The sequence below is a fragment of the Mesorhizobium sp. M6A.T.Ce.TU.002.03.1.1 genome (genome assembly GCF_003997275.1).
Classification (GTDB): domain Bacteria; phylum Pseudomonadota; class Alphaproteobacteria; order Rhizobiales; family Rhizobiaceae; genus Mesorhizobium; species Mesorhizobium mediterraneum.
Genome location: NZ_RZTI01000017.1, coordinates 1 through 22569, shown reverse-complemented (window position 1 = coordinate 22569; position 22569 = coordinate 1). Strand labels below are relative to the sequence as shown.

The 22569-nt window shown below is 56.7% G+C and carries 17 protein-coding genes and 3 pseudogenes; 8 read left to right on the top strand and 12 right to left on the bottom strand.

The window, feature by feature from the left end:
* Positions 1–162: 162 nt before the first annotated feature.
* From EOC93_RS34685 to EOC93_RS07995, 3 genes are all read right to left on the bottom strand, one after another.
* Positions 163–588 carry a hypothetical protein gene (locus tag EOC93_RS34685; protein WP_245461400.1) on the bottom strand — a complete coding sequence of 142 codons (426 nt, stop codon included), beginning with the start codon at positions 586–588 and terminating at the stop codon, positions 163–165.
* Between the two features lie 157 nt (positions 589–745).
* On the bottom strand, positions 746–1063 hold the full coding sequence (locus EOC93_RS34680; protein WP_245461399.1) for a hypothetical protein: 318 nt from the start codon (positions 1061–1063) through the stop codon (positions 746–748).
* A gap of 677 nt (positions 1064–1740) precedes the next feature.
* Positions 1741–2964 (bottom strand): acetyl-CoA carboxylase biotin carboxylase subunit family protein, encoded by a 1224-nt coding sequence (locus EOC93_RS07995; RefSeq protein ID WP_127204301.1) that lies wholly within the window; start codon positions 2962–2964, stop codon positions 1741–1743.
* Positions 2965–4484: 1520 nt separating this feature from the next.
* Here EOC93_RS07995 and EOC93_RS07990 point away from each other — a divergent pair.
* Positions 4485–4832 (top strand): NIPSNAP family protein, encoded by a 348-nt coding sequence (locus EOC93_RS07990; RefSeq protein ID WP_127204300.1) that lies wholly within the window; start codon positions 4485–4487, stop codon positions 4830–4832.
* Positions 4833–5684: 852 nt separating this feature from the next.
* Here the strand turns inward: EOC93_RS07990 and EOC93_RS07980 are convergent.
* The 9 genes and pseudogenes from EOC93_RS07980 to EOC93_RS35520 all read right to left on the bottom strand — a co-directional run.
* Positions 5685–6117 (bottom strand): annotated as a pseudogene (locus EOC93_RS07980) (transposase); the annotation flags it as partial.
* Between the two features lie 446 nt (positions 6118–6563).
* A complete protein-coding gene (locus EOC93_RS07975) occupies positions 6564–7619 on the bottom strand; it encodes a GlxA family transcriptional regulator (RefSeq protein WP_164759075.1) in 1056 nt (351 codons plus the stop codon).
* Between the two features lie 167 nt (positions 7620–7786).
* Entirely contained in the window at positions 7787–9307 is a 1521-nt protein-coding gene (locus EOC93_RS07970; protein WP_127204298.1) for a trimethylamine methyltransferase family protein, read from the bottom strand.
* A 278-nt stretch (positions 9308–9585) separates the two neighbouring features.
* Positions 9586–10353 (bottom strand): SDR family oxidoreductase, encoded by a 768-nt coding sequence (locus EOC93_RS07965; protein ID WP_206532218.1) that lies wholly within the window; start codon positions 10351–10353, stop codon positions 9586–9588.
* A gap of 129 nt (positions 10354–10482) precedes the next feature.
* Positions 10483–11535, bottom strand: coding sequence for an ATP-binding cassette domain-containing protein (locus tag EOC93_RS07960; RefSeq protein WP_127204297.1), 1053 nt, complete (start codon positions 11533–11535; stop codon positions 10483–10485).
* Positions 11536–11609: 74 nt separating this feature from the next.
* Positions 11610–12641 (bottom strand): glycine betaine/L-proline ABC transporter substrate-binding protein ProX, encoded by a 1032-nt coding sequence (gene proX, locus EOC93_RS07955; protein WP_245461397.1) that lies wholly within the window; start codon positions 12639–12641, stop codon positions 11610–11612.
* A 17-nt stretch (positions 12642–12658) separates the two neighbouring features.
* Positions 12659–13642 (bottom strand): ABC transporter permease subunit, encoded by a 984-nt coding sequence (locus EOC93_RS07950; RefSeq protein ID WP_127204295.1) that lies wholly within the window; start codon positions 13640–13642, stop codon positions 12659–12661.
* A gap of 236 nt (positions 13643–13878) precedes the next feature.
* A complete protein-coding gene (locus EOC93_RS07945) occupies positions 13879–14892 on the bottom strand; it encodes a LysR substrate-binding domain-containing protein (protein WP_127204294.1) in 1014 nt (337 codons plus the stop codon).
* 204 nt (positions 14893–15096) lie between these two features.
* Positions 15097–15309 (bottom strand): helix-turn-helix domain-containing protein, encoded by a 213-nt coding sequence (locus tag EOC93_RS35520; protein ID WP_348627593.1) that lies wholly within the window; start codon positions 15307–15309, stop codon positions 15097–15099.
* Between the two features lie 933 nt (positions 15310–16242).
* Between EOC93_RS35520 and EOC93_RS07935 the strand changes: the two genes are divergently transcribed.
* The 7 genes and pseudogenes from EOC93_RS07935 to EOC93_RS07910 all read left to right on the top strand — a co-directional run.
* On the top strand, positions 16243–16947 hold the full coding sequence (locus tag EOC93_RS07935; protein WP_127204293.1) for a GntR family transcriptional regulator: 705 nt from the start codon (positions 16243–16245) through the stop codon (positions 16945–16947).
* Between the two features lie 38 nt (positions 16948–16985).
* Positions 16986–18473, top strand: a pseudogene (locus EOC93_RS07930) (aldehyde dehydrogenase).
* A 1-nt stretch (position 18474) separates the two neighbouring features.
* Positions 18475–19362 carry a dihydrodipicolinate synthase family protein gene (locus EOC93_RS07925; RefSeq protein ID WP_127204292.1) on the top strand — a complete coding sequence of 296 codons (888 nt, stop codon included), beginning with the start codon at positions 18475–18477 and terminating at the stop codon, positions 19360–19362.
* The gene (locus EOC93_RS07920) at positions 19359–20696 is read left to right on the top strand and encodes an FAD-binding oxidoreductase (RefSeq protein ID WP_127204291.1); all 1338 of its coding nucleotides are present in this window, start codon (positions 19359–19361) and stop codon (positions 20694–20696) included. The genes EOC93_RS07925 and EOC93_RS07920 overlap by 4 nt, the downstream gene beginning before the upstream one ends.
* A gap of 114 nt (positions 20697–20810) precedes the next feature.
* A pseudogene (locus EOC93_RS35320) lies at positions 20811–21077 on the top strand (electron transfer flavoprotein subunit alpha/FixB family protein); the annotation flags it as partial.
* A 30-nt stretch (positions 21078–21107) separates the two neighbouring features.
* Entirely contained in the window at positions 21108–21344 is a 237-nt protein-coding gene (locus tag EOC93_RS35315) for an aldehyde dehydrogenase family protein (protein WP_348627592.1), read from the top strand.
* Between the two features lie 6 nt (positions 21345–21350).
* On the top strand, positions 21351–22569 hold a 1219-nt coding region (locus tag EOC93_RS07910; protein ID WP_164759074.1), incomplete at its 3' end, for a fumarate hydratase.

The following is a 22569-nucleotide window of genomic DNA, read 5'->3' as shown; positions in this document are numbered from 1 at the left end:
TCACCGAGGAATGTTACCGAACGCGATAGGGCCGACATGGGCCGTTTTCTCCATCCGTCGCCGCGGAGGGATGTAGCGGCCAGCTCTTCATCCAACCGCCATCGAGGATGATCAGCCCAGCCATTTCCATGCGCCAGACCTTCACAAGCCGTTGCACGATTCTCAGGTTCTTTCCTTAAAGCGCGAGGGGGCGATCTTTATCAGGCGTTGCAACACACTTGCTGCCGAGAGCGCCGGCTCTTCCTCGAGCCATCCCTTGATCTGCGCCTCGAACGGCTCGTACATGCTGGTCTCTTCGGATAGGGTTTGGTCCGCCCATACGGCCGCCGAGGCCCTCTTCCAGGCCGTCTTCAGATTCGCGGCGAAGCGCTGGAGATCGATAACGGCCGGCTCCTCAATCTTCGCATAGGCCACGACGATCGACCCGCCGGCCAAGCTCCTCCTGCGCGGCGAGGATACCAGCGAACAGTGCACGGGATTGGCCGTTTCCATCATCGCCTGGAGCCGCTGCTTGTCGGCCTCGGCCACACCCGGATGTGCAAGGACACGGGCCGCAGGCGGAACTGGCGGATGATAGCGCTTGATCACACGAGCGCCGATCCGCGTCTTCTCCTGAAGCTTGAATGACGGTTGGAACAGATTGCGTAAAGCCGCACGACAGCATCAAGTTTACCAAGCGCGCCGTCGCCTCCGCGCCGCCTGGTCGTTCTTACGATAGGCGCGCGAGCGCGTCACTTCCAGTTCCTCACTGCGGCACCAGGAGACGACGAACTCGTTGATGAAGGCGCTGTGCGTTGTCGAAATCTACGCTGAGCAGGGGGAAGGGAAAGAACGAGCGGGCCTGCTTGATCGCCACAATCAAATTGCCGCTGTCGCGCGTGCGGACCGGAACGCATTCAGTCCACCCCGTGGCAATATCCGTCAACACCATCGTCTGCACAAAGCTGCCGGACGAAGATGTGCCGGAATGCGCCACGAAATCGACCTCGACGCAACCGGGCGGCGGATCATTCCAGCCCCCGAAGGTGCGCACCGGCACCGATCGGCGAACCGCAGAACTCATTCCTGCTCGCCGGCTCTGGCCGCCGCGAGCCACAACACGTACCTCCGCCAAAAGCCGATCTGTCGTCGCCGGGCTCATTGTCAGCAGCTTGCCGCGAGCGCGGCATCGAGCTCTAGACGGCCATGCCGTTCAAGCGCTGGCAGCAAGACAGGTATCAACGGCCGCAGCCGTTTGGAACACAGCCGCTCCGATGCCTCCCACAACACCACGAGCGCTTCGCGAACATCGCCGCCATAGCGAAGGCTGTGCCTCTTGTTGCCAGATATCTTCGACGGACGGTGACGGAGCACTCGGATCGCATGCTTGCGATGATAACCGATCACCGCGACGAACTCATCGAAGATGAGGCGCTTATCGCTTCGGCTCCCCGATCGATACCGCTCGACAATTGCTTTCCACCAATTCCGACCGTGTCGCCATGCTGATCCGCCTTGCCATCCATCCGCAAGCCGGCCTTAGCCGGCTTAACCGGAGGCGTAGTGAGAGACTGGCCGTTACAGAAGAGGCGCGCCGGGACGCCACAAATGAACGACAGGAGCGTTGATGGCGGGCTTTGGATCATACATTATACTTCATTTGCCCTCCTTCGTCGGTTTGGACGAAGTGTTCTCAGGAGCACTGTGAGACTGTCCGATGCGTCCCGGACAGAATTAGGCGCTCTGTATCCGGCGCAGTGCCTATTCCTTTTCGGCGGGAAAGGGGATTATCGACCAATGGATTAAGTCGACGGCACGTTGAAGTGCGACCTGGGTGTCACGAAGGCTTGGTGAAACGGCGATAAGATATCCGAGGCAGTCCCGATAGTCGCCTTTCCTGACGATCGGCGTCTTGGGTTCAACATACAATTGGACCTCTGTAATACCGGACTCAGCAGCCGCTTGACTGTCACCAGTAATCCAATCGAGGATACCATCGCGGTCAGGAACCAAGTTTCGCGCTACCGCAATCTGCGAATGCCTTCTGCGCAAATCCCATTCGTCGCCGGTGACAAGCTTAATGTGTTCGGTGACGAGATCGATACCGTAAGCCAGCTGAATCAGCTGAGGATCAGGCCAACCTGGCATACGCGGATTGACTTCAATGACAACTGGGCCACGCTTCGTCCATCGGAGTTCAATGTTCGTTGGCCCCCAGCCAAGGCCGAGAGTCCGCAAACAGTCTTGCGAGACATCTGCGATGCGCTCACGCTGGTTGTCAGTCAGCGGGGCCGGAAAGACCCACTGGCGAAAGACAAAATGCGGTGGCGGGTCAAGCTCAGTAGCTTCAATCCCGATAACCTCATTTCCCATTATTTGAGCAGTATACTGCGGTCCTTTTGCGAATTCTTCGACGAGTATTCTCGGCGGAGACCGCCACACGTGCAATCCGCCCAACAGGTAGGTCATATGTTCTGCCACCTCGTCGGCAGTGCGGCACAATCGGACACCGACGCTGCCGCTGCCTACGGCTGGCTTAACAATCACCGGCAGTCCGATCTCTGAGGCAGAGCTCTCAGCCTCCGTGGAATTCGCTGCCAAGCGATAAGAGGGTACTGGAACGCCGGCCTCCGCGAGGAGCTGTCGTTGGGCGAATTTATTGCAACATCGTTCAATAGATGCTGGGTTCGGTCCCGGTAGGTCGAAATGGCGGCAGAGCTTCCCAACTGTCGCATAAGTGCGCTCCACGGCGGACGTAATGCCAGCAATGTCATAGGTCGCACACAGCCGGGAACACTCCGTGATCAGCGCATCGAGATTGTCAGTATCGACACGGATTGCCTGAATTTCTTCCGCCGCAAAATGGTCGTACTGAGCTGGATCTGCCGACAGGATAATTGGACGAAGACCGAGTCGCTGGGCCGCCTTGACGTACAACCGCATATTACTTGCGCCTTCGATTAGGATGAGCACTCTTTTTGCCATTGGCTGTCACTCCACGGTGCGTGCTAGCTGCGGTCCTTGCAGCTCGGCACAGTTTTCGCGGCCTGGCCGACGCCAAGCTATGCTGGGAGGTACCATTGTTAGCGATCTGCAGGTGCAAAGATTCTGTGAAGTTATTGAAGTGTCGCCTATAACCGTTTTGATCAGCGGGGTGGGGCACTGAGCGTCTCAATGAAAGTTGGAACTTGCGATTTGCGAGGAGCGCTAGTTGGACCTGCAAAAAGGTCAAGCTAGATGTGAGCTTTCAGTAGGTTGTCCATCCGGTCCAGGCCGGGAAAGCTGAGGTTGTCCAAGCTTCAGTGATTCTCGGAGGACCGAATGAACATCCATAAGAATGCCCGTCTGACGCCGCTGCGTCGAGAGGAGATGGCCAGCGACGCCTGAAGTATCCTGGCGATCCATTGCGATCCAGCGCACGATTGGATCCCGACGATTGCCGGCGCTGCCCGCTCAAGAGCTTCATCAACGTAATAAGCGATGGCAGCTTCGAGGAAGGCGACAGCGATCTCCTTGCGCTCGTCGGGCAGGCCTGCAGCTGGGCTTCAGATGGACTGCCTTGACCGTGTGATCCCAAAAAGGGGCCGACGTTCAGGGACCTGAACCGAATACATAGAGTAATCGCGGGAGCGAGTTTCCCAAGTCTTAGCTATGGAAGTGGGTGGCTGCTCCCCCGCATGGTTATTGACAGCGGTCACACAAAACCGGAGGTAACAGTAGGCGGAATGTAGTGCAGCCGTTCGCTGGCGGATGGTGCATGGTCAGCGCTCGTGTTCGCGCCGCTCGCTTTGGCATAGTGATTTCGGTGTTGTTCAAAGGCCGCGAATTCGCGCATGCTCATGTCGTACCACGCGATCTTGTTCTCTCAAGAAAACGGGGCAGGTCACGTCCTCTGTCCATAGCGCGGGTCCAGACCCCATTTTTCGGCTTCTCATACGTCCAACTTCGAACAAAAGGGACGCGGAATTGTTCCGAAGACGCGCCTCGTGGTGCAAAAGCAATATGATCTCATAACCTTAATTCGATTGGCGCAGCGCTTGCACCAGATGAAAGCAGCGCGTCGGACTCGTGCCAGTTTAAAAGGAAGGCCAGCTTCAACCAAGTTGGTTGATTGTAAGGACGGCCATACCTCCTGGTTATCCGACCCGCCACTACCTCTGACGTTGGGTGCGCCGCTGCCTATAATTCACCACCGTAGCATTCCGGATGACCGGATCAGCAGCATAGCCGGAACAGGTACCAGGATTATGATGAATATCCACAAATTAAACTATCCTTCCGTGGTCCGGTCGCGCGACCCTTGAAGCAGGTATGGTAATCTGTTTTGGAAAATTGGCGCCATAGGCGAAAAGGATGGTGTAGAGCTGGAGCAACAGCTGCTTGTGAGACCCATGGCTGTGAATTGCTTTCAAATCCATTTGACGGAGGTCTCCTAACCTCCCGCGCCCCAGTTCTTGACTGATATTCGACTAAGAACATAACTCATCAAACCAACAGGCTGACCTATGATCTACGAACTCAGGCACTACGTACCGATCGAGGGAATGAAGGACAAAATGCGAGAGCGGTTTGCTCGCGACAGCTTGCCGCTCTTCATGGAGACGGGAATTAAACTCATTGATTTTTGGGAAACTCCGGAAACCGGCGAGATTTGGTATATCGTCGAGTGGCCAAGTGAGGAAGTAGCGAAAAAAAGCTGGGAAGATTTCGTTCAGACGCCGCGATGGAAAGAGATTGCGGCACGCACCGAGCAGGATGGCCCGCTGTCGACAAGCCGAGGGATTGTGTTGAAGCGGCCGTCTTTCGTCAAGGCCGAGTGGCTCACGCCGATCAATCCGACAGAAGACCGGTAGTGCAGGCAAGCTCACGCCCTCTCTTCTGCCGCGATCGACCTAGCTTACGAGTGGCCAGAACCTTATTGTCGTAGTTGTAGCTAAAGAACATAGACAAAAGTTTGCAGACTGGCCTTTGTTTCTTGAGACTGGCACGCGGCAGGTTGCAGAAAATCGAATACATGGCGCAGGACACAGCCATCACCCGCAAGCCGTCAGGGTAGTCATTCGCTGCGAGATCCCGTCAGGCGCCCGTTCCAGTTCACGATAGCGGTGAGGACCGACGAACAACTCGGCCAGCGTAATGACCGTCACCGGTCGTCGAGAAGACCCGCGGGGAGCCAGAAAGGTGGCCACACATCCGAGGTCATCCTCATCACCTGAGCCTCGGGCCAGTTGGCATCGCAGATTGTGACACGGGCGCGGCAGAAGGGCGAGATCTGTTGCACGTGTTTTCAGAAACCGGCTACCGCCAGATGGTAGGGCGAAAAAGTGGCAGGGCAGAAGCCGCGCTAGGCTCCCAGGTGACAGCCATTCCTTTGCGAGGGGGGCCGAAAAACGCGGCAACTCCCGAAAAGCTCATACGGCCGGCGTCGGCGGGCGGTGAGAGCGCCGGTCAGTTCTTGCAAATAGACCGTTGCGAAGGATCGCCAGGGCCATGCCGCTTGCCCGAGGCGGAACTGAAGGACGTCGGTGATCAAGCTCTGATGCGCGGATTGGTTACCGCATTCCCGATTGTGCGTCCAGGGGCTGTTCCTATCTACCGCGGGCGTCGGTCGATTTGCCGGCCACAAAGCGTCTGACGGGCATTCCCCTGCCATGGTCCCGCCTCCGCCCACGAGCGAAGGATGTGTGTCGCGTGCAGCGACTAGATCAGGTGACGTGCGCCTCCTTGGCAACAGCCCACACGAAGCCGACCAGCGCGGGCTTCGCAGTGCAGATCACTGTCGTCTTCTTGCCTCGTCCGCTTAACATTCGAAAGCGGGCCGTCAGTCGGGCCTGCGCCTTCCAGGCGATCTCTCTCACCCCTGGCGGCGCCTGCTCCAGTCGATGCAGCTTCTTCGCGCCGACTTTCGGCGCATGCCTATAGGTCCATGCGCTCTCAACCAGCATATGACGAACGCGGCCATTCGCCTGCCTTGGTGATGCCGCCCCGTCTGACTGTCTCTCCGGTCGACCGCTCACCAGGAACAAGGCCAACATAGCCCATGAGCTGGCGCGGGCTTTCGAAACGGCGCACGTAACCAATCTCGGTAGCAAACGTCACGGCAACGATCAGATCCACACCTCATAATGTCTGCAGCGCCATCGCACTCCCCCAAAAGAATTGTATCGCGAATGGAGAGAGGACATCACAGTATGACTGGCGAGAAGCACCTTACGCAAGCTCAGAAATTTGAACAGGCCGCTCGTGAACTGGGGTGTGATGACACCGAACCAAACGGGCGAAAGACGCCGGCACCGACAGTGCCGAAATCGAAGTCGCCACCGAATTCAACGTCACGGTCGAAAGCCAGCGCATGTTCATCGAAGCGCATGTGACGGCGGTGGCGTCCGGCAGGCCAAGGATTGTGGCTTAGGCAAACGGCGGCCTCTGCGAACCTCTCGTGCCAACGCGCCCGAAAATGTTCGGCATGTTGTCCACACTCACGGGCGGAGCGCGAGGAGGGCTGGCTCTCTTGGTCTCGGCTCGGCACGTCCAATAAACGCTAAGACGAACTGGATCGCAGCCATCCTGCGGTTTCCTGTTGTCTAGCCGAGGCCGGGTCCGACCCATGCCGGCGTCGTTGCACGACACTGCTGCGGCGAGAGGCCGTTGAAAGTTCTGAAGCACTTTGCAAAGTGTGAAGGCGACAAAAATCCGCAGGCCATTGCGATATCGATAATGGGCATGCTTGTGCCTTCAATCAGGCGCTTGGCATGAGCGACACGGATCCGGAGGTAGTGGCGTACCGGCGGCATGTGCACGTGTGCTGCAAACAGGCGTTCCAATTGGCGCCGCGACAAGCCAGCCCGTTCCGCAACTTCCGTCATCGTCAGCGGGTACTCAATATTCTCTTCCATGAGCCTCATCGCCATCAGCAACTTATCGCTTACACCCGCAAAGGCCAGACCCGACGGCCCGGTCTGGCGGTTGGAACCTGAGCGCTGACCGTCGACGGTCGCGTAGCGGCAAACCTCCTGTGCGGTAAACCCGCCGACATGGCTGGCGATCAGATCTACCGCCAGGTCGAAGGCCGCCAGTTCCCCCGCGCATGTCGAAAACTGCCCATCCTTGACAAAGAGAGCATCGCGGATCTGCGGCTGCCGGAACATTTCCGAGAAGGCGGCCAGCCGCGACCAGTGAATCGTGCAGCGTGTGGCTGCCAATAGACCGGTCTGCGCGAGCAGCCACGTCGCTGTCCCAACCGCGGATATTGGAACCCCGCGGCGTGCGATTGTGCGCAAAAAATTATTGAATTGTGGCGTCAGTCGCCGGCCCACCGGTTCGCCCGCCAAAATTGCGAGATGATGTGGCCCCCGGCCGCCTAAACAAGAGTTCAGTTCGTCAATCGTTATATCAACAGCGATCGAGAGGCCGCTCACCCCCTTGACGGATTGGGCGTCGCATCCCGCGATCCGCCACCGGAACAGGGTCAGCTTGGATACCGTATTGGCGATACGGAAAGGTTCGATGAAGGCGTGAAGCGCCAGGTTCGAAAATCCTGGTAATACCAGAACCACCAGCTCAATCGGTCGGCCGCCCTTTGCCGGATCGTCCGGCGTGGACAATGACTTCATGGCATTCATATTGGGAGGTGCGTTCATTAAGAATCCTCCATACCTTTCGCAATGGGCTGACCGAGCTGTTGTCGAGGGTAGGTTCATGCGCCCCGCGAGCTTCAGTAGGCGATCTAGCCGAAGGTGCTGCCAGTTACCTCGATGCTCGCTGTGTGGACGCCACGGTCTCCACAGCCACTGGTGTTATTCTGCGCCTAAAGGACAGCATCGCCGATCACAAGTTCCCGACGTTTCATGAAGTCAAGGAGCTCTTCGTCGATTCCTTGGTCCATCGGCGGTGCTTCATATTCCTTAAGGGCTTGCACAGCTGCATCGCGTCCCCGAGTGTTGGCATCCTTAGCGCCCGCGAAGGACCATTGCTCAAAGCTGTCGTGATTCATCAAATCGGGCGTGAAGAAGGCCTTCTCGAAATTCTTCAGTGTATGTTCGGTACCAAGATAATGACTGCCCGGCTCACTTTGGCGGATCGCATCGAGCGTTTCATCCATCTCGCTCATCACTATGCCCTGCCCAAGCTTATAGAACATCACCATCTGCTCAGCATCGAGCATGAATTTGCTATAGCTTTGTGTCAAAGCTGCTTCGAGATAGCCGGTGGATGAAAGCACAAAGTTCGCACCGGCGATAAGTGCGCCGTACATATTGCGGGCGGCCTCATAGCCTGCCTGGGCGTCGACGAGCTTTGAACTTGTGTTGCTACCACTGCAGCGCCAAGGCAGTTTGTAGTGTCTGGCCAGTTGACCCACCAATATATTCATGTGGCAAATCTCGGGTGTTCCTGCCATTGGCGCGCCGCTTTTCATTGAAACGGTCGCCAACCACTGCCCATAAATGCAGGGCGCGCCTGGCCGGACCAGCTGAGCAAAGGCAACGCCCGCAAGTGCTTCGGCATTAAGCTGCGCGACTGCAGCCACGGTGCTGGCGGGGGTGCTAGCGCCACCAAGCACAAACGGGGCGAAGATCATGGCCTGGTTGTTTGCAGAGTAGACCTTGACCGCATCGAGCATGGTCGCGTCCCAAACGAGTGGCGAATTGCAGTTGGCAAGCGACACCATCACAGTGTTGTTGTTAACGAACTCGTCCCCGAAGACAATCTTCGCCATCGCGACCGTGTCTTCTGCCCTCTCGCGCGAGGTCACCGCTCCCATAAATGGCTTGTCAGAGTACCGTATCAAACTGTAGTTCATGTGCAGGTGGCGCTTCGGGACGGCAATATCCATCGGTTCGCAAAGAACTCCACCCGTCATATGCATGGCGGGGGCTTGGTAGGCGAGTTTTGCAAAATTGACGAAATCCTCGATTGTCGCGTTCCGCCGCTTGCCCTCAAGGTCAAGTACGTTCGGTGAGCCGTACGCTGGGGTGAAGATAGTCTTTCGACCGCCGAGAGTGACGGTCCTGGCGGGATTCCGAGCGTGAACCGTGATGGCTTCTGGGGCCTTTGTCACGAGTTCCAGCAGTTGGTTTCTGTCGATCCGAACGCGTTGACCGGTCACGTCGGCACCGGCTGCACGCCACATTTCGACAGCCTCGTCATCTCGGAATTCGATGCCTATCTCTTCAAGTATTTGCATCGAAATGTTGTGAAGCCTAAGCAAATCATCCGGGCTCAGCAAATCCATATAAGGCAGACCGCGCTCCAGCGAAGGCAAATACGTTACCGTCCTGTCAGAGCGTAGCTTTTGCCGAGCGTCTCGGCCTCCATATCTTGCAGACATTTTTATAATCCCTGATTTTACGCAACAATATAACGCACAACAAATGCCGAAACTAACAATAAAAAGGAATGTAACTTATGAACTGAGGTTATGACCGTGACTCGTGCCAGCCTAAGCTAGTTCTGGAGGCGAGCAAAACGAGACGATGCCGAGGTCAACCCGCGCGCCGTTGACACACAATTGCAACCTGTTTTCATGTCGATTTGCCAAGCAGCTTGCAGTCCCAGACCCAAAGTCACAATTTCGGGCATCGTTTGCTGACAGGGGCACGGACTGTTTTAATAGACGGCCTTGGCACCGTGGACTTCGAGTGCCGTCCCCGCGATGAAGCAAGCGGCGTCAGAGCTCAGGAAGTACACCGCATCAGCTATATCCTCCGGGTCGCCAAGTCGGCCAAGCGGATTTGACTTGCTAAGCTCGGCAACCGCTGTGTCGGGATCGAACCCGCGATGCATAAAGCCTGAGCGAAGCATGGGTGTATCTATCTCGCCGGGGCAGACGGCATTGATCCTTATCCTGTCCCCTGCGTGATCACGGCCGAGACATCTCGAAAACGTTGCTACGGCGGCTTTACTCGCACAGTAAGCTGCGTGACTAGGTCCGGGATATATGCCCCAGGTTGAGGAGATGTTCACGATCGACCCGCCACCATTCTCCTTCATGAATGCTATTGCCCGTCGGCAGGTGTAGAAAATTGCCTTCAGATTTATATCGAAGGTTTTTTCCCAATCCTCATCGCTGGTTTCCAGAATCGTTCCGCGCGTGATGATGCCCGCATTGTTAACGAGGGCGTCCAGCCGAGCTGTAAGCCTGATAGCCGTATCGATGAGATCCTCGCAATACGCTTTGCTTCTCAGGTCTCCAGGCTTTGCCAAAACATTTTGCCTACTTCGGTTGAGTTCGTCAGTCGTGTCAATTAACCGCTCCGCGTTAGAGTCACTGGCGATTACGACATATCCATTAGCAACGAACTTTTTGCAGATAGCTTGGCCCATTCCGCCAGCAGCTCCAGTTACGACCACAGTCTTTTGTTCAGTGTTGATCATCGTTTACCAACCAGTTTCGGAGAGTTGCGGCTTATAATTATTTCAATTGCCTGCTGAACCGAGCACGAAAGATATGCGGAAGAACATAGTTTCTAGACCAAATAGGAATAGAACTAAGCATTAGCCCACCTAAATCCTGTCATGTACTCCACGTAAAAGTAACGACGCAGTCACGACGCCCACATCAACTCCGCCTGAATCGACTACCACTAACGGTAAATTCCCATGTCGATGAGACAGGTCGAGCATTTCTTTGATCGGAGTATCAAGACTGAGCCGTGGAGCATCCGCCAACGCCAAGCCGTCGCCGACACTCGAAAATTCAGCAAGCGGCAACATCACGGACCCCGCTTTCAGAAGCTTCAATCGGCTGCTTCCCTGGACAAATCTTTCAACATATGTGTCCTTGGGACTTCCGAGGATGTCATCCGCCGAGCCGATCTGAAGCATCTTCCCGTCTTTCATGACACCGATTTGCTGTCCCAACCGAACTGCTTCATCCAGATCGTGAGTGATGAAAAGCGTTGTTTTGCCCAACTTCGTCGACAGCGTTTTGAACTGGTCCTGTAATTCTCGTCGAATGAGAGGATCGAGCGCCGAAAATGGCTCATCCATCAATAAAATGGCGGGATCAGCTGCTAGAGCTCGAGCAAGCCCAACTCTCTGCTTCATGCCGCCGGAAAGTTGATCAGGGTAACGGTCACCCCAGCCCGCAAGCTGGACGAGCGCCAACTTTTCCTCCGCAATCTCATAGCGCTGTCGGACGCTTGCCTTTCGTAGCTCCAGACTCAGAGCCACATTGTCTCGGACCGTGCGATGGGGGAGGAGCGCCACATTCTGGAAAACCATCCCCATTGTCCGGGCACGGAGCTCCCGCATCTCATTTTCGGACTTTAGATTGATGTCCTCGCCGCCAACAATGATCTGGCCGGAGCTGGGCTTGATCAAACGATTCACATGTCGGACCAGCGTTGACTTTCCACTTCCGGACAGTCCCATGACACAGAATATTTGTCCGGCTTCTACCTTGAAGGACACACCGGCGACGGCGGCCACGCACCCATGTTTCTCGAGCAGAGCTGCCTTAGAAAGGCCCTCTCGCTGGACACTCGCGAAGTCAAACTTAGAGCTCGTCCCGAAGACTTTCCAGACGTCCTTGAATTCAATGGCATGCGCTTTCAAAGGTAAGCTCCACGATTGAGAGGTGTCGCCCGGCAGCCAAAGCTTGCCGGGCGAGCATGCTTCCCGCCCGCCAATTACTTGGCGGCCTGCTTTGCTTGATCTATCCAGGTGTTCCACTGGTCGAGGTTGGCCTTTTTCCAGGCCTCAGCATGACCGTGGATGTCATCGTTGGACTTCTCACCCTTGTGAATAAGAAGATTCTCGTCGTCGATATCCTGAATTGGGACCTCGACTAGCTCGAACCACTTGTTTGCGACGGGGTTTTTCTCGAGAAAAGGTGTGTTGGCAATCACGTGATGATTGTTCACGGAAAATCCCAGGTTTCCAATGCCTGGAACCGTCGTGTTCGCGCCAAGCTGTTCGTCGGGCAACGCCGTGAACGGAACCGTCAGCCAGACCACCTCTTTTCCATGGCGCAAAACCCCTTGTAGCCAGTTGGGTGTCCAGCTGTAGTACAAGGTTGGACTGCCGGACTGAATCCGCTGGATGACGTCAGGAAGTAGAGCAAAATACTCACCCTGCTTGTGCGTGACCGTATCCCGAAGGCCGTACGCATCAAGGTTATGTTCGATGATGCGTTCGCATCCCCAGCCCGGATCACAGCCATACAGGTCTGCTTTACCGTCCCCATCTACATCGAACAGCTTGGCAATCTTCGGATCCTTCAACTGATCGATAGTCTTTATGCCGTACTTGTCGGCTGTGGCCTTGTCTATGGAGTATCCCTGGATTGAGTTCTTTACCAGCGTCCCGACCCGACGAAGCTTGGCATCGCCGCCGGCCTCCTCGGCGAACGCAATATGCAATGGGTACCAGTGGGGCGTATAGTAATCCGCATCACCGTTCCCTACCGCTATATGGGCAAGTGGAACCTGGGTTGCGGAGGGTTCGTCAACTGTATAGCCGAGGTCCTCGAGGCCTAGCTTAACGACATAGGCTTCAAATAATTCTTCCGCCTGGCCAAGGTATAGGGGCCGAACGGTCACGCCTTTCCCCGGAAGGTCCTGCGCAGCCGCGTCTCCAGGAGACATAGCCAAATTGCCAAGCACTGTCGCAGCGGCAGCCAGCCGCCGAATGTGCCCTTTTATTCTAAACCGATCGCTCATAGTCGCTCCCATTCTTGCTAGCTAGATGTCCGTTGCCGACCACTTTCAATTCTTCTAGGCCCCGCCGGAGAGGCTTGGAAGATCTTAACTACGCCTGTGAAGAGCGCGGCTGGACCCCGCCTGTGCCAGGCAATGCCGGCATAGCGTCTGCGCTGAGACATCGCCGATTGAGTCATGCGATCTAGGATGATTGCGAGAATGACAATGCCGAGTCCGCCGGTTGCTGCCAGTCCAATGTCGAGGCGACCGATGCCTCGCAAAACCATTTGGCCAAGTCCGCCCACGGCGATCATTGAGGCAACAACAACCATCGACAATGACATCATCAACGTCTGATTGACACCTGCCACTATGCTCGGAAGCGCCAGGGGCAGCTGAGCCTTGAACAGTACTTGGCTATTGGAAGCTCCAAAGGCACGCATGGCCTCAACGACTTCCTCAGATACCTGCTGAATGCCGAGTGTTGTCAGCCTGATAACGGGCGGTAGTGCAAAAACGATCGTTACAATCACGCCAGGCACATTGCCGATACCGAACAACATGACCACGGGGACAAGATAGACGAACGACGGAATGGTCTGCATTGTGTCGAGTATGGGCCGGCAGATTGCAGCCGCTCGGTCACTTCGAGCGGCAATTACGCCCAGCGGAATACCAACAATCGTGCAGAAAAGAACGGCGGTGAAAACGAGAGACAGGGTCGTCATCGTTTCACCCCAGATGCCAAGAAAGCCGATAACCAACAGCAGACCAGCGATTTGAACTGCCAGTCGGCACCCGGCGATCTGCCAAGCTACCAATCCGAAGCATAAAATAATAATGACCGGTGGGATGCCATTGAGTGCGCTGTCAAATGCCCTCAGAAGCTGGTCAATGGGCCATTTCAAGCTCTGAAAAAACGGGCGGTATTGTTGTACAACCCACCCCAATCCGATATCAACCCACTCACCAAACGGTATGTGCCAACTTTTGAACGGGTCCAATACGTCTTCGAGCTTCACGCGACTTTCCTTTCAACCAAGACTTACTTGGACGACAACTATGGAGCGCTTTATTGCGAGGTCATAAATAATTCCGGTCAGGAGCCGCCGAATCCATCACCTGCTTGCCCGCTCTCCGTCTGACTAGGCCTTCTGGGCAGCTTGAGAGGCTGTCACGTCGGATTAGTCCAGAAACGCTAGCGGCGCGGGGGCTGCAAAACAACCGTATAAAAAGTCATCTACCGGAGGAGTAAATGTTATCGAGCGGATGGCAGGTCTGGCTGGCCAGCTGATATCTCGCTGGGTGCAACGGGTGCTGCCTTGATGTTTTCCGCAGTCGGCGCTGGCGGGACCGGATTGAGATCTGCGACCTCTGCAATCAGCCAATTGCCGAAGATTTGGACGTCGTCTCGCTCAATTACGGTATTCGGAATGACCAAATGGTGTTTCCGGCCGGTTAGATAGCTTTCACTCAGAGGCCTAATCAAGGTGCCTTCATTGAGATAATCACTTACCAAATGACGGAAGCCGAGTCCGATGCCGTAGCCCTTAATCACTGACTGGATCATCGTTGGATAACTAGTGAATGTAATGGCGCGTTTGAAGTCGGATGAAACGCCGAACTGCCCAAGCCAATGAGCCCAATTAAAGGGTGACCAAGGGTAGGCGGACCAATGCTGATCGTCCATATCGAGGAGGACCTCGCTTACCAGGTCTTCCGGAGTGAGAATACGCGGGGAGTGTGTCTGATATGATCTACTGCAAACCGGGAAGACTTCCTCACCGAAGAGCTCGGTGGCTGTGAACCCTGGGCGCGCCAGGTACCCCATTACCACGGACACATCAAAACCGTCCGTCGCAGGCGCCGGACTGCGTTCGAGAGACACCAAGTGCAGGTCGACCGCTGGGTTGTTCGCAACGAAATCTCCAATACGATGGCTCATAAACAACGTTGCGAACGACATTGGCATGCCAACGGTCAACCGTCGCGCTTTCTGCCCTCTCTTCACGCTGTCGAAAGCCGCTGCAATATGTGCCAGGCTGAGGGTCGCAGCTTCAAATAACTCCTCGCCGGCGGGAGATAATGACACCTTTTGGTTTCCGCGATTGAAAAGCTGGGTATCGAGGTGGTCCTCCAGCGTCAAGATATGGCGACTCACTGCCGCTTGCGTGACCGAAAGCTCATTGGCAGCCTTGGTAAAACTCAAGTGCCGTGCGGCAGCTTCAAATGCGCGCAGCGCGCTTAACGGAAGCCGTCGATAATTTGACATGAGTTACGGGTACTCCAGCCAGACTCTTGCTGATCTAATCCTCAGTTAGGGCCACTATAACTGCGTTATCAGGCCCATGCTAACACCCTTAGCACCCGCTGCAACGTATAAAATCGCGGCGATAAGCGTCACTGACGGGACGGGGGAGTGTCACCGAGTTTATTCAACCGTGTCCGCTCCGAGCCCGCACGTATGGTGCGAAGCTCAACAGTCGACACTTTGCGAAATAAGATCCGAACGCCTCCAGGCAGTAGGTGATTGGCCGTAAACCCTTCGGAAGACCTTCGCGAAGTGAGAGGTGTTCTCGAAACCGGCTCCAAGCGCGACCTCGATCAACGACGCGTCGGCTTTCCTGAGAAGTTGCTTGGCGCGCTCCAGCCGCACGCGTCGGTAGACAAGCGCAGGAGAGCTGTTCATCTCCTTGAAAGCAGACTTCAAGTTGTCGCCGGGAAATCCCCAACGCTGAGGCCAGCAAGGAGACAGACATGGTATTCTCGATATTCTGCTCCATTAGGATCAGCGCAGCGTGAAGCCGTGGATCCTGCGTCTCGATCCTTAGCGGCCGATGTGGTTGCACCCATTTTGCGTTCCGAGCCTCGTCGATCTGCAGCACTTCGAGCGCTTCCGTTCCGCCGCGTTTCCAATATGCCGTCGCACGAGTTCTGCCGACAAAATCGGCAGTGCTGCTGCCGCCCGCGCATGATCCTCGTGCGGTATCCAAGTTATAGATTCTGTCCGCCCGAACCTTTAAATCAGGAAATCGCTCCCGGAAGTCGACGTAGTGAAGCCAGCTAACGCAGGTCTCGTGCTCGGCCATAAGACCTGCCTCAGCCAAAACGAACGTCCCTGTGCAGACACCGATTAGACGCGCCCCTTTGGACGCAGCATCGCGTAGATACCGAAGGGTTTCGTTGTCGACTGCCTGACCACCGATCAACCGTCCCCCCGACGACGACAATGTAGTCAAACTCCGTCGGTCCAGGAATGACGACGTCGGAGAGACCTGGACGCCGCAGCTCGAGGTGACGAGATGGCGGGTGTTCGACAGCACCTCCCAGTCCGCGTTGATCCGACCTGATTTGTCGGTTTCATCGCTGGCGAGTCTAAGCGTGTCGATAAACATGGCGAAGGCGGTCAACGTGAAGGATCGGGCCAAGACGAACCCGACCTTCAGCCGAACGGGACCGTGCTTTTCTGCTCCGCACTGATGAATGAAACATCGGTCATGCCTCCATCAAGTTACCACCTGCGAGCTACGCTTCTAAGTCGCCGCCTTGTGATTTTTTGGTTCACCTATCTTGACTCGTATTGTTTGTCTACATTATGCCTATCGCCGATAAAGGAGCCGCTATGATCCTGAATGAATCTGCTGCCTCGACGGACCGAAAGGGTATTCTTGCTGAAACACTGGTGCATCGTATCCTGACGATGCAGCTCGAGCCGGGAGCGGTTCTCGACGAAGTCGCTCTCAGCGAGGAGTTCGGTCTTTCCCGTCCGCCGGTCCGCGAACTCATGAGACAGATGGCCGGCGAGGGCTATGTCGATCTTGAGGCCAATCGCGCTGCGCGCGTCTCCATGATGTCCTACCAAACGCTTCGGGATTTCCTGATCGTCGCTCCTATGATCTACGTAGGAACGACGAAGCTTGCCGCTGTGAACCATAACGCTCGCGACCTCGAAGTTCTCAAGCACACTCAGCAGAAGTTCCGGCAGTCCATCGCCGACGGCCACGTCGAGAACAGGGTAATCTTCAATCACCAGTTCCATCTGAACATAGGGAAAATGGCGCACAACCCGTATCTGCTTCCCAGCCTCAAGAAACTTCTCATCGATCACGCTCGGATCGGGAAGATCTTCTATCGCCAAAACGGCGGTCAGCAGATCCAGAAAGACCAGGAAACCGCTGCGTGGCAGCACGATCAGATGATCGAGGCTATCGAAGCCCGTGATGCAGAGCGAGCGGGCGACCTGGTGCGTGCCCATCTTGAAGTCTTCCGAAGCGACGTGGCGCTCTACGCGGTGCCCAGCGGCATGCCGGGCGAACTCGACGGATAAGCATCGTCGGTGTCAATAGGCCACTAAGGAGAACAGAAATGCTAAATAAAGTCGACTACAAGACGCAGGCGGCTGCACTCATACTGCCCACCCATATGATTGTTGACGGGGTGGAGGTGGCCGCCCTGTCGGACAAAACGTATGCGACCGTAAACCCGGCCACAGGCGAGGTTCTGACGGAGCTTCCCGCAGGTTCGGCAGCTGATGTCGACAGGGCCGTAGCCGTGGCCCGGCAGGCGTTTGAAGATGGCCGGTGGTCGAAGCTGACCCCGGCTAATCGGAAGAGAGTCCTTCTCAGGCTGGCATCTGTCATCGAGGAAAATTCGCTTGAGCTGGCACTGATGGAGAGCTTGGACAGTGGCAAAACCATCAGCGACTGCATAAATATCGATTTGCCCGAGACGATCAACAGCCTCAGGTGGCACGCCGAAGCCGCCGACAAGATATATGACCAGGTGTCACCTGCGAACGACGCCTCTCTCGGCCTGATCGTGCGCGAGCCGACCGGCGTCGTCGGGATCGTGCTCCCCTGGAACTTCCCTCTTCTTATGCTCGCATGGAAGATTGGCCCTGCTCTGGCAGCGGGTTGCACGATCGTCGTCAAACCTGCTGAAGAGACGTCGCTCACCACTTTGCGGGTCGCACAGCTCGCTCTCGACGCGGGGTTGCCGCCGGGGGTTTTCAACGTCGTGACCGGTGATGGTCCGGACGTCGGTGAACCAATCGGTCGCCATCCCGACATCGATGCAGTTTCCTTCACAGGCTCGACCGCCACTGGTCGTCGCTTCCTGAAGTACTCCTCGGAGAGCAATTTGAAGGAAGTGGTCCTTGAGATGGGCGGCAATAATCCTTGCATCGTCATGGACGACGTTCCCGATCTTGACGCTGTGGCCTTCCACATCGGCAACGGCGCGTTCTGGAACATGGGTCAAAACTGCTCGGCCATCTCACGTGTCTTAGTTCACAAAGACGTGAAGGACCGCCTTCTCCAAAGACTCACTGAAGTAGCTAAGACCTGGACCGTTGGCGACCCGCTCGATCCGGCCACCCGCATCGGTCCGCTTATCTCACCCACCCATTTCGAGAAGGTTACCAGCTATCTGAAAGGCGAAGGCAAGGTAGTGGCTGGAGGAAAGGTCTTCGACGGGACCACGATCGAGCCCACGATCATTGAATTCGACCGCCACGACGGCAAGCAGGTCCGGGAAGAGATTTTCGGACCGATTGTGTCTGTGATTGGGGTGAGCTCCCTTGCGGAAGCGGTCACGCTTGCCAATGAGACCGAATTTGGCTTGGCGGCCTGTGTTTTTACCGCCGACGGCACGCGGGCGCTTCGGGCCGCACGGGCGCTTCGGGCGGGGACCGTAACGGTGAACTGCTACGGGGAGGGGGACGCCGCCACTCCGTTTGGCGGTTACAAGCAATAGGGCTTCGGCGGGCGGGACAAGGCTTTCCACGCGCATGATCAATATTGCCAGACTAAAACGCTTTGGATCGACCTGAGCAGCTCAAACGAGGGTTTCTGAAATGTCGACATTTCCGTTTTCCGGTCTCAATCTCGCGATCACAGCTCCGTTCGACTCAACCGGACGTATTGATTTCGGTGTTTTTGAAGACCTTATCGAACGGTATCTGGCTGCCGGCGTAGATGGCTTTGTATTCAGTTCTGGCACTGGAATGCACGTCTACCTGTCACCTGACGAATCGAGGTCCCTCGTTGAGCGCGGTGCTCGCATCGTCAACGGTCGCGCCAAGGTCATTGCCCAAGCCTCAGCATTGCTCACGGTCGACGTTGTTGAAAAGACGCAATTTGCAGAGGGCTCCGGCGCGGACGGCGTCATGGTCCTTCCGCCCTTCTTCGAGGGTCCATCCGACGACGATAGCGTCTTCGATTTCTATGCCGAAGTTGCTACGGTCGGATTGCCGATAATTGGATACAATGTCCCCCAAGCAGTCGGCGTACGCATAACCGCAGACCTCCTCGGCCGACTATCCGAGTTGCCAGAATTCCGGGCAGTCAAGGATAGCAGCGGAGACTTGGTCGCGCAGGTAAGGCTGATAGGCACTGGCTTTGACATCATCAATGGAGCTGATCCGCTTGTCCCCTTCTCCCTGTTCGCGGGCTGCTCCGGCCTGATCTGGGGCGGTGCGAACATCGCGCCTCGTACATGCGTAGCGATCGTGAAGGCTGCCCGGGAAAAGAGATGGGAGGACGTGCAGTCGCTCTGGCGGCTGCTGGAGCCAATTATGTCCCTTCTTTGGGACGGCGACTATGTGCCGAGCGTGTATGCGGCGGCCGAACTGACTGGATATGGCTGCGGCATTGCTAGGAAGCCGTTCCGGCCCCTTTCGACGGACCGTATGGCGGCGCTTAGAACCGCGCTCGGCGCACTGGTGGAACAAGAAGCCATATGAAGAGCAAGATCTTTCGTGCGCGTGGCCTGCCCGCGCATGGCGTGGAATCCGGTTGGGAGGCATTGCTCCCTTCGAGGACACCAACGCCCGAATTGGATCGGGCCATCACTGTCGATGTCGTAGTCATCGGCGCTGGCTTCGCTGGGTTGTCCGCCGCTGTAAGGCTCTCCGATCTCGACCCAAAACTTTCCGTCGCCGTCCTCGATGCCGACGTGGTCGGGAACGGGGCCAGTGGTCGGAACTCCGGCTTTTTGATTGATCTACCGCACGACATTTCGTCTGGCAATTTCGGAGTAGATGGCGTTACGAAGAGCCGCAAGGACATACTGGTAGCGCGAACAGCCATTCAACACTACGCTCGACTTGCGGAGGAAAATGACTGGGACAGGGCCATATTCGATCCCAGCGGCAAATACAGCGTCGCGATGACCGCCACCGGCGCGGACCATCTTGCCGCTTACTCTTCGAAACTCAAGTCATTGGGCGAACCTCACCAGCTTCTCGCGGGCAAAGAAATCGCGGAAATCACGGGCACGCGATCTTTCAAGTCGGGACTCTTCACTCCCGGTACCGTGATGGTCCAGCCCGCGGCGCTGGTGAGGGCCGTTGCAGATTTGTTTCAGGAGCCTGTCAAGCTATTCGAGCGGACGCCAGCCCTGTCCATCCAAACTTCGTCGAGCGGCTGCATTGTAACGACCCCTAAAGGCGAGGTCAGGGCCGGCCGAGTGATTTTGGCGACAAATGGCCACGCTGAGAGCTTCGGGTTCGGAAGCGGTGAACTCCTCCATGTCTTCACTTACGCCTCGCTTACCGAGCCGTTCGCTCCCTCCGCCCTTAGGGGCTTCCGGAAATGGGGAGCAACGCCGGCTGCGCCGATGGGTACGACTGTGCGGCGTATCAACGGCTCAGATGGCGACCGAATTCTTATACGCTCGCGCTACACCTACCACCCCAAAATCGAAGTGGGCCTCGGCTCGATTAAGAGTGCAGGCGACCTCCACGACCGAAAGTTCGCAGATCGCTTTCCCGCACAGCGTCACTTGAAGATGCAGTACCGTTGGGCGGGAGCGATGGCGCTCACGCGGAATTCGGTACCATTGTTCGGCCAAGTGGCAGACGGCGTCTTCGCTGCTTGTGCCTGCAACGGCATCGGCGGTACCAAATCTACCGCCGCGGGCATCGCAATAGCCGAATTATTGGTTGGGCATCGGTCCAAGCTCGGCGAGATATTCCTTACATTCGAGAAGCCCCAGTCATTGCCCCCGCGACCGTTTACCAACGTGGGCGCGCGATTGATCCTTGCATTCAGAGAATGGCGCGCGGGACGCGAATAGGCGTCTCTGCAGGCTGACTTCGGGTGGGCGCCCGGAAAACAGCCGGCGTGATGTAACCGATCGGGAGGGAGACTACAAATGTCTATTCCTATGACTGCCTAACACGACAACGCGACGCTTTCCGACCAGACTGCAAAGGCGCTTTCGGCTGCGCTACAGATCGGCTCGGATGTGCATGTTCTGGTTGCCGGCAATGATCGCAAGGGCGCTGTGGGTGCCGAAGCTAGGCTCAGCAAGGTGTTGCTCGCCCAAGCCGAGGAACTCGCCGAACCCCTTTTCGAACCATTGGCGACGTTCGTCGTTTCGCTCGTCGGAGCCCATGACACTATCATCGCGCCGGCGATCTCGTCGGGCAAGAATGTCGCGCCGGGTGTCGCCGCACCGCTCGATGTCATCTCGCCTCACGCGTCAATGTGGCCGGTTTATACCGGCAACCCCATTCAGCCGATGCAATCGAGTGACGCGCAACAGAAGCTTATCAATGGTCTCTCTGCGGGCGCAGTTAGTGTGAATTACCTGAAAGGGGTTTCCGCGGATGCGCCTTATGGGGGCGTCAAGCAAAGCGGCTATGGATATGAAGGCGGCGAGCAGGGGGTGCGAAGCTTCCAGATTCTGAAAATGGTCAATGCCCTCGGTTCGTTTGGATAAAATCCGGTGGGAAACAGAACACGGACCATCGCCGGTCGCGACATCACAAGGAGTGTCGCCGACGCCCTTCAGTACATCTCGTACTATCATCCTCCAGATTATATCCGGTCTCTTTCTCACGCATACACGCGAGAACAGAGCCCGTCGGCGAAGAATGCCATAGGTCAGATTCTGCTGAACTCCCGTATGGCGGCCTTTGGGCGGCGCCCGATTTGTCAGGACACCGGACTTGTGGTTGTCTTCGCAAAGGTCGGCATGGATGCGCGCATTAAGTCAACGGCCAGTTTCGCTGATCTTGTGAACGAGGGCGTACGTCAAGCCTATCTCGATCCGGACAATCCCCTTCGGCCATCGATCGTTGCGGATCCCCTCGCTAGGCGGGTCAACACCCGCGACAACACGCCGGCAGTTGTCCATGTCGACTTGGTGCAAGGTAACCAGGTTGAGATCACCATCGCCGCAAAAGGCGGCGGGTCGGAGAACAAGGCGCGTTTTACCACCCTCAATCCCAGCGCCTCCGTTTCCGACTGGGTGGTCAATACCGTTTCGACCCTTGGCAGCGGGTGGTGTCCACCTGGACTGATCTCTGTCGGCATCGGTGGTAGCGCTGAAAAGGCGATGCTGCTGGCCAAGGAAGCCATGAACGAGCCCATCGATATGGCGGAACTGATCGCAAGGGGGGCGTCAAGCCCAGAAGAGGGACTGCGGATTGAGCTTTATGAGCGGATCAACGCGCTTGGCATCGGCGCCCAAGGGCTTGGTGGTCTGACGACAGTCGTTGACGTCAAGGTTGCGACCTATCCTACTCATGCGGCGTCCAAGCCTGTGGCGCTCATCCCGCAATGCGCCGCCAACCGGCACCTGAAGTTTACTTTGGACGGCTCTGGACCCATCAGCCTCCAGCCGCCCGATTTGCGCGAATGGCCCGACATCGGAGCCGACGAATTGAACCCAGCCGGCGTCCGGCGGGTCAATTTAGATACGCTGACGAAGGAAGAGACGGCATCGTGGCGCTGCGGTGAAACGCTCCTGCTGTTTGGAAAGATGCTGACGGCCCGTGACGCTGCCCACAAACGAATGGTCGAACTGATCGATGCCGGCAAGCCGCTTCCAGTCGATCTGCGGGGACGCGTGATCTACTACGTCGGTCCCGTCAGGGCAGTGAGGAATGAGGTCGTTGGACCCGCCGGTCCAACAACCTCCAGCCGCTTCGACGATTTTACGG

Excerpts from the sequence above, each read along its gene's own strand:
- EOC93_RS07970 (WP_127204298.1), bottom strand. The coding sequence starts at position 9,307 with ATGTCTGCAAGATATGGAGGCCGAGACGCTCGGCAAAAGCTACGCTCT.
- EOC93_RS07995 (WP_127204301.1), bottom strand. The coding sequence starts at position 2,964 with ATGGCAAAAAGAGTGCTCATCCTAATCGAAGGCGCAAGTAATATGCGG.
- EOC93_RS07975 (WP_164759075.1), bottom strand. The coding sequence starts at position 7,619 with ATGAACGCACCTCCCAATATGAATGCCATGAAGTCATTGTCCACGCCG.
- EOC93_RS07965 (WP_206532218.1), bottom strand. The coding sequence starts at position 10,353 with ATGATCAACACTGAACAAAAGACTGTGGTCGTAACTGGAGCTGCTGGC.
- EOC93_RS07935 (WP_127204293.1), top strand. The coding sequence starts at position 16,243 with ATGATCCTGAATGAATCTGCTGCCTCGACGGACCGAAAGGGTATTCTT.
- EOC93_RS34680 (WP_245461399.1), bottom strand. The coding sequence starts at position 1,063 with ATGAGTTCTGCGGTTCGCCGATCGGTGCCGGTGCGCACCTTCGGGGGC.
- EOC93_RS07920 (WP_127204291.1), top strand. The coding sequence starts at position 19,359 with ATGAAGAGCAAGATCTTTCGTGCGCGTGGCCTGCCCGCGCATGGCGTG.
- EOC93_RS07945 (WP_127204294.1), bottom strand. The coding sequence starts at position 14,892 with ATGTCAAATTATCGACGGCTTCCGTTAAGCGCGCTGCGCGCATTTGAA.
- proX (WP_245461397.1), bottom strand. The coding sequence starts at position 12,641 with ATGAGCGATCGGTTTAGAATAAAAGGGCACATTCGGCGGCTGGCTGCC.
- EOC93_RS07990 (WP_127204300.1), top strand. The coding sequence starts at position 4,485 with ATGATCTACGAACTCAGGCACTACGTACCGATCGAGGGAATGAAGGAC.
- EOC93_RS35520 (WP_348627593.1), bottom strand. The coding sequence starts at position 15,309 with ATGAACAGCTCTCCTGCGCTTGTCTACCGACGCGTGCGGCTGGAGCGC.
- EOC93_RS07925 (WP_127204292.1), top strand. The coding sequence starts at position 18,475 with ATGTCGACATTTCCGTTTTCCGGTCTCAATCTCGCGATCACAGCTCCG.
- EOC93_RS35315 (WP_348627592.1), top strand. The coding sequence starts at position 21,108 with ATGTGGCCGGTTTATACCGGCAACCCCATTCAGCCGATGCAATCGAGT.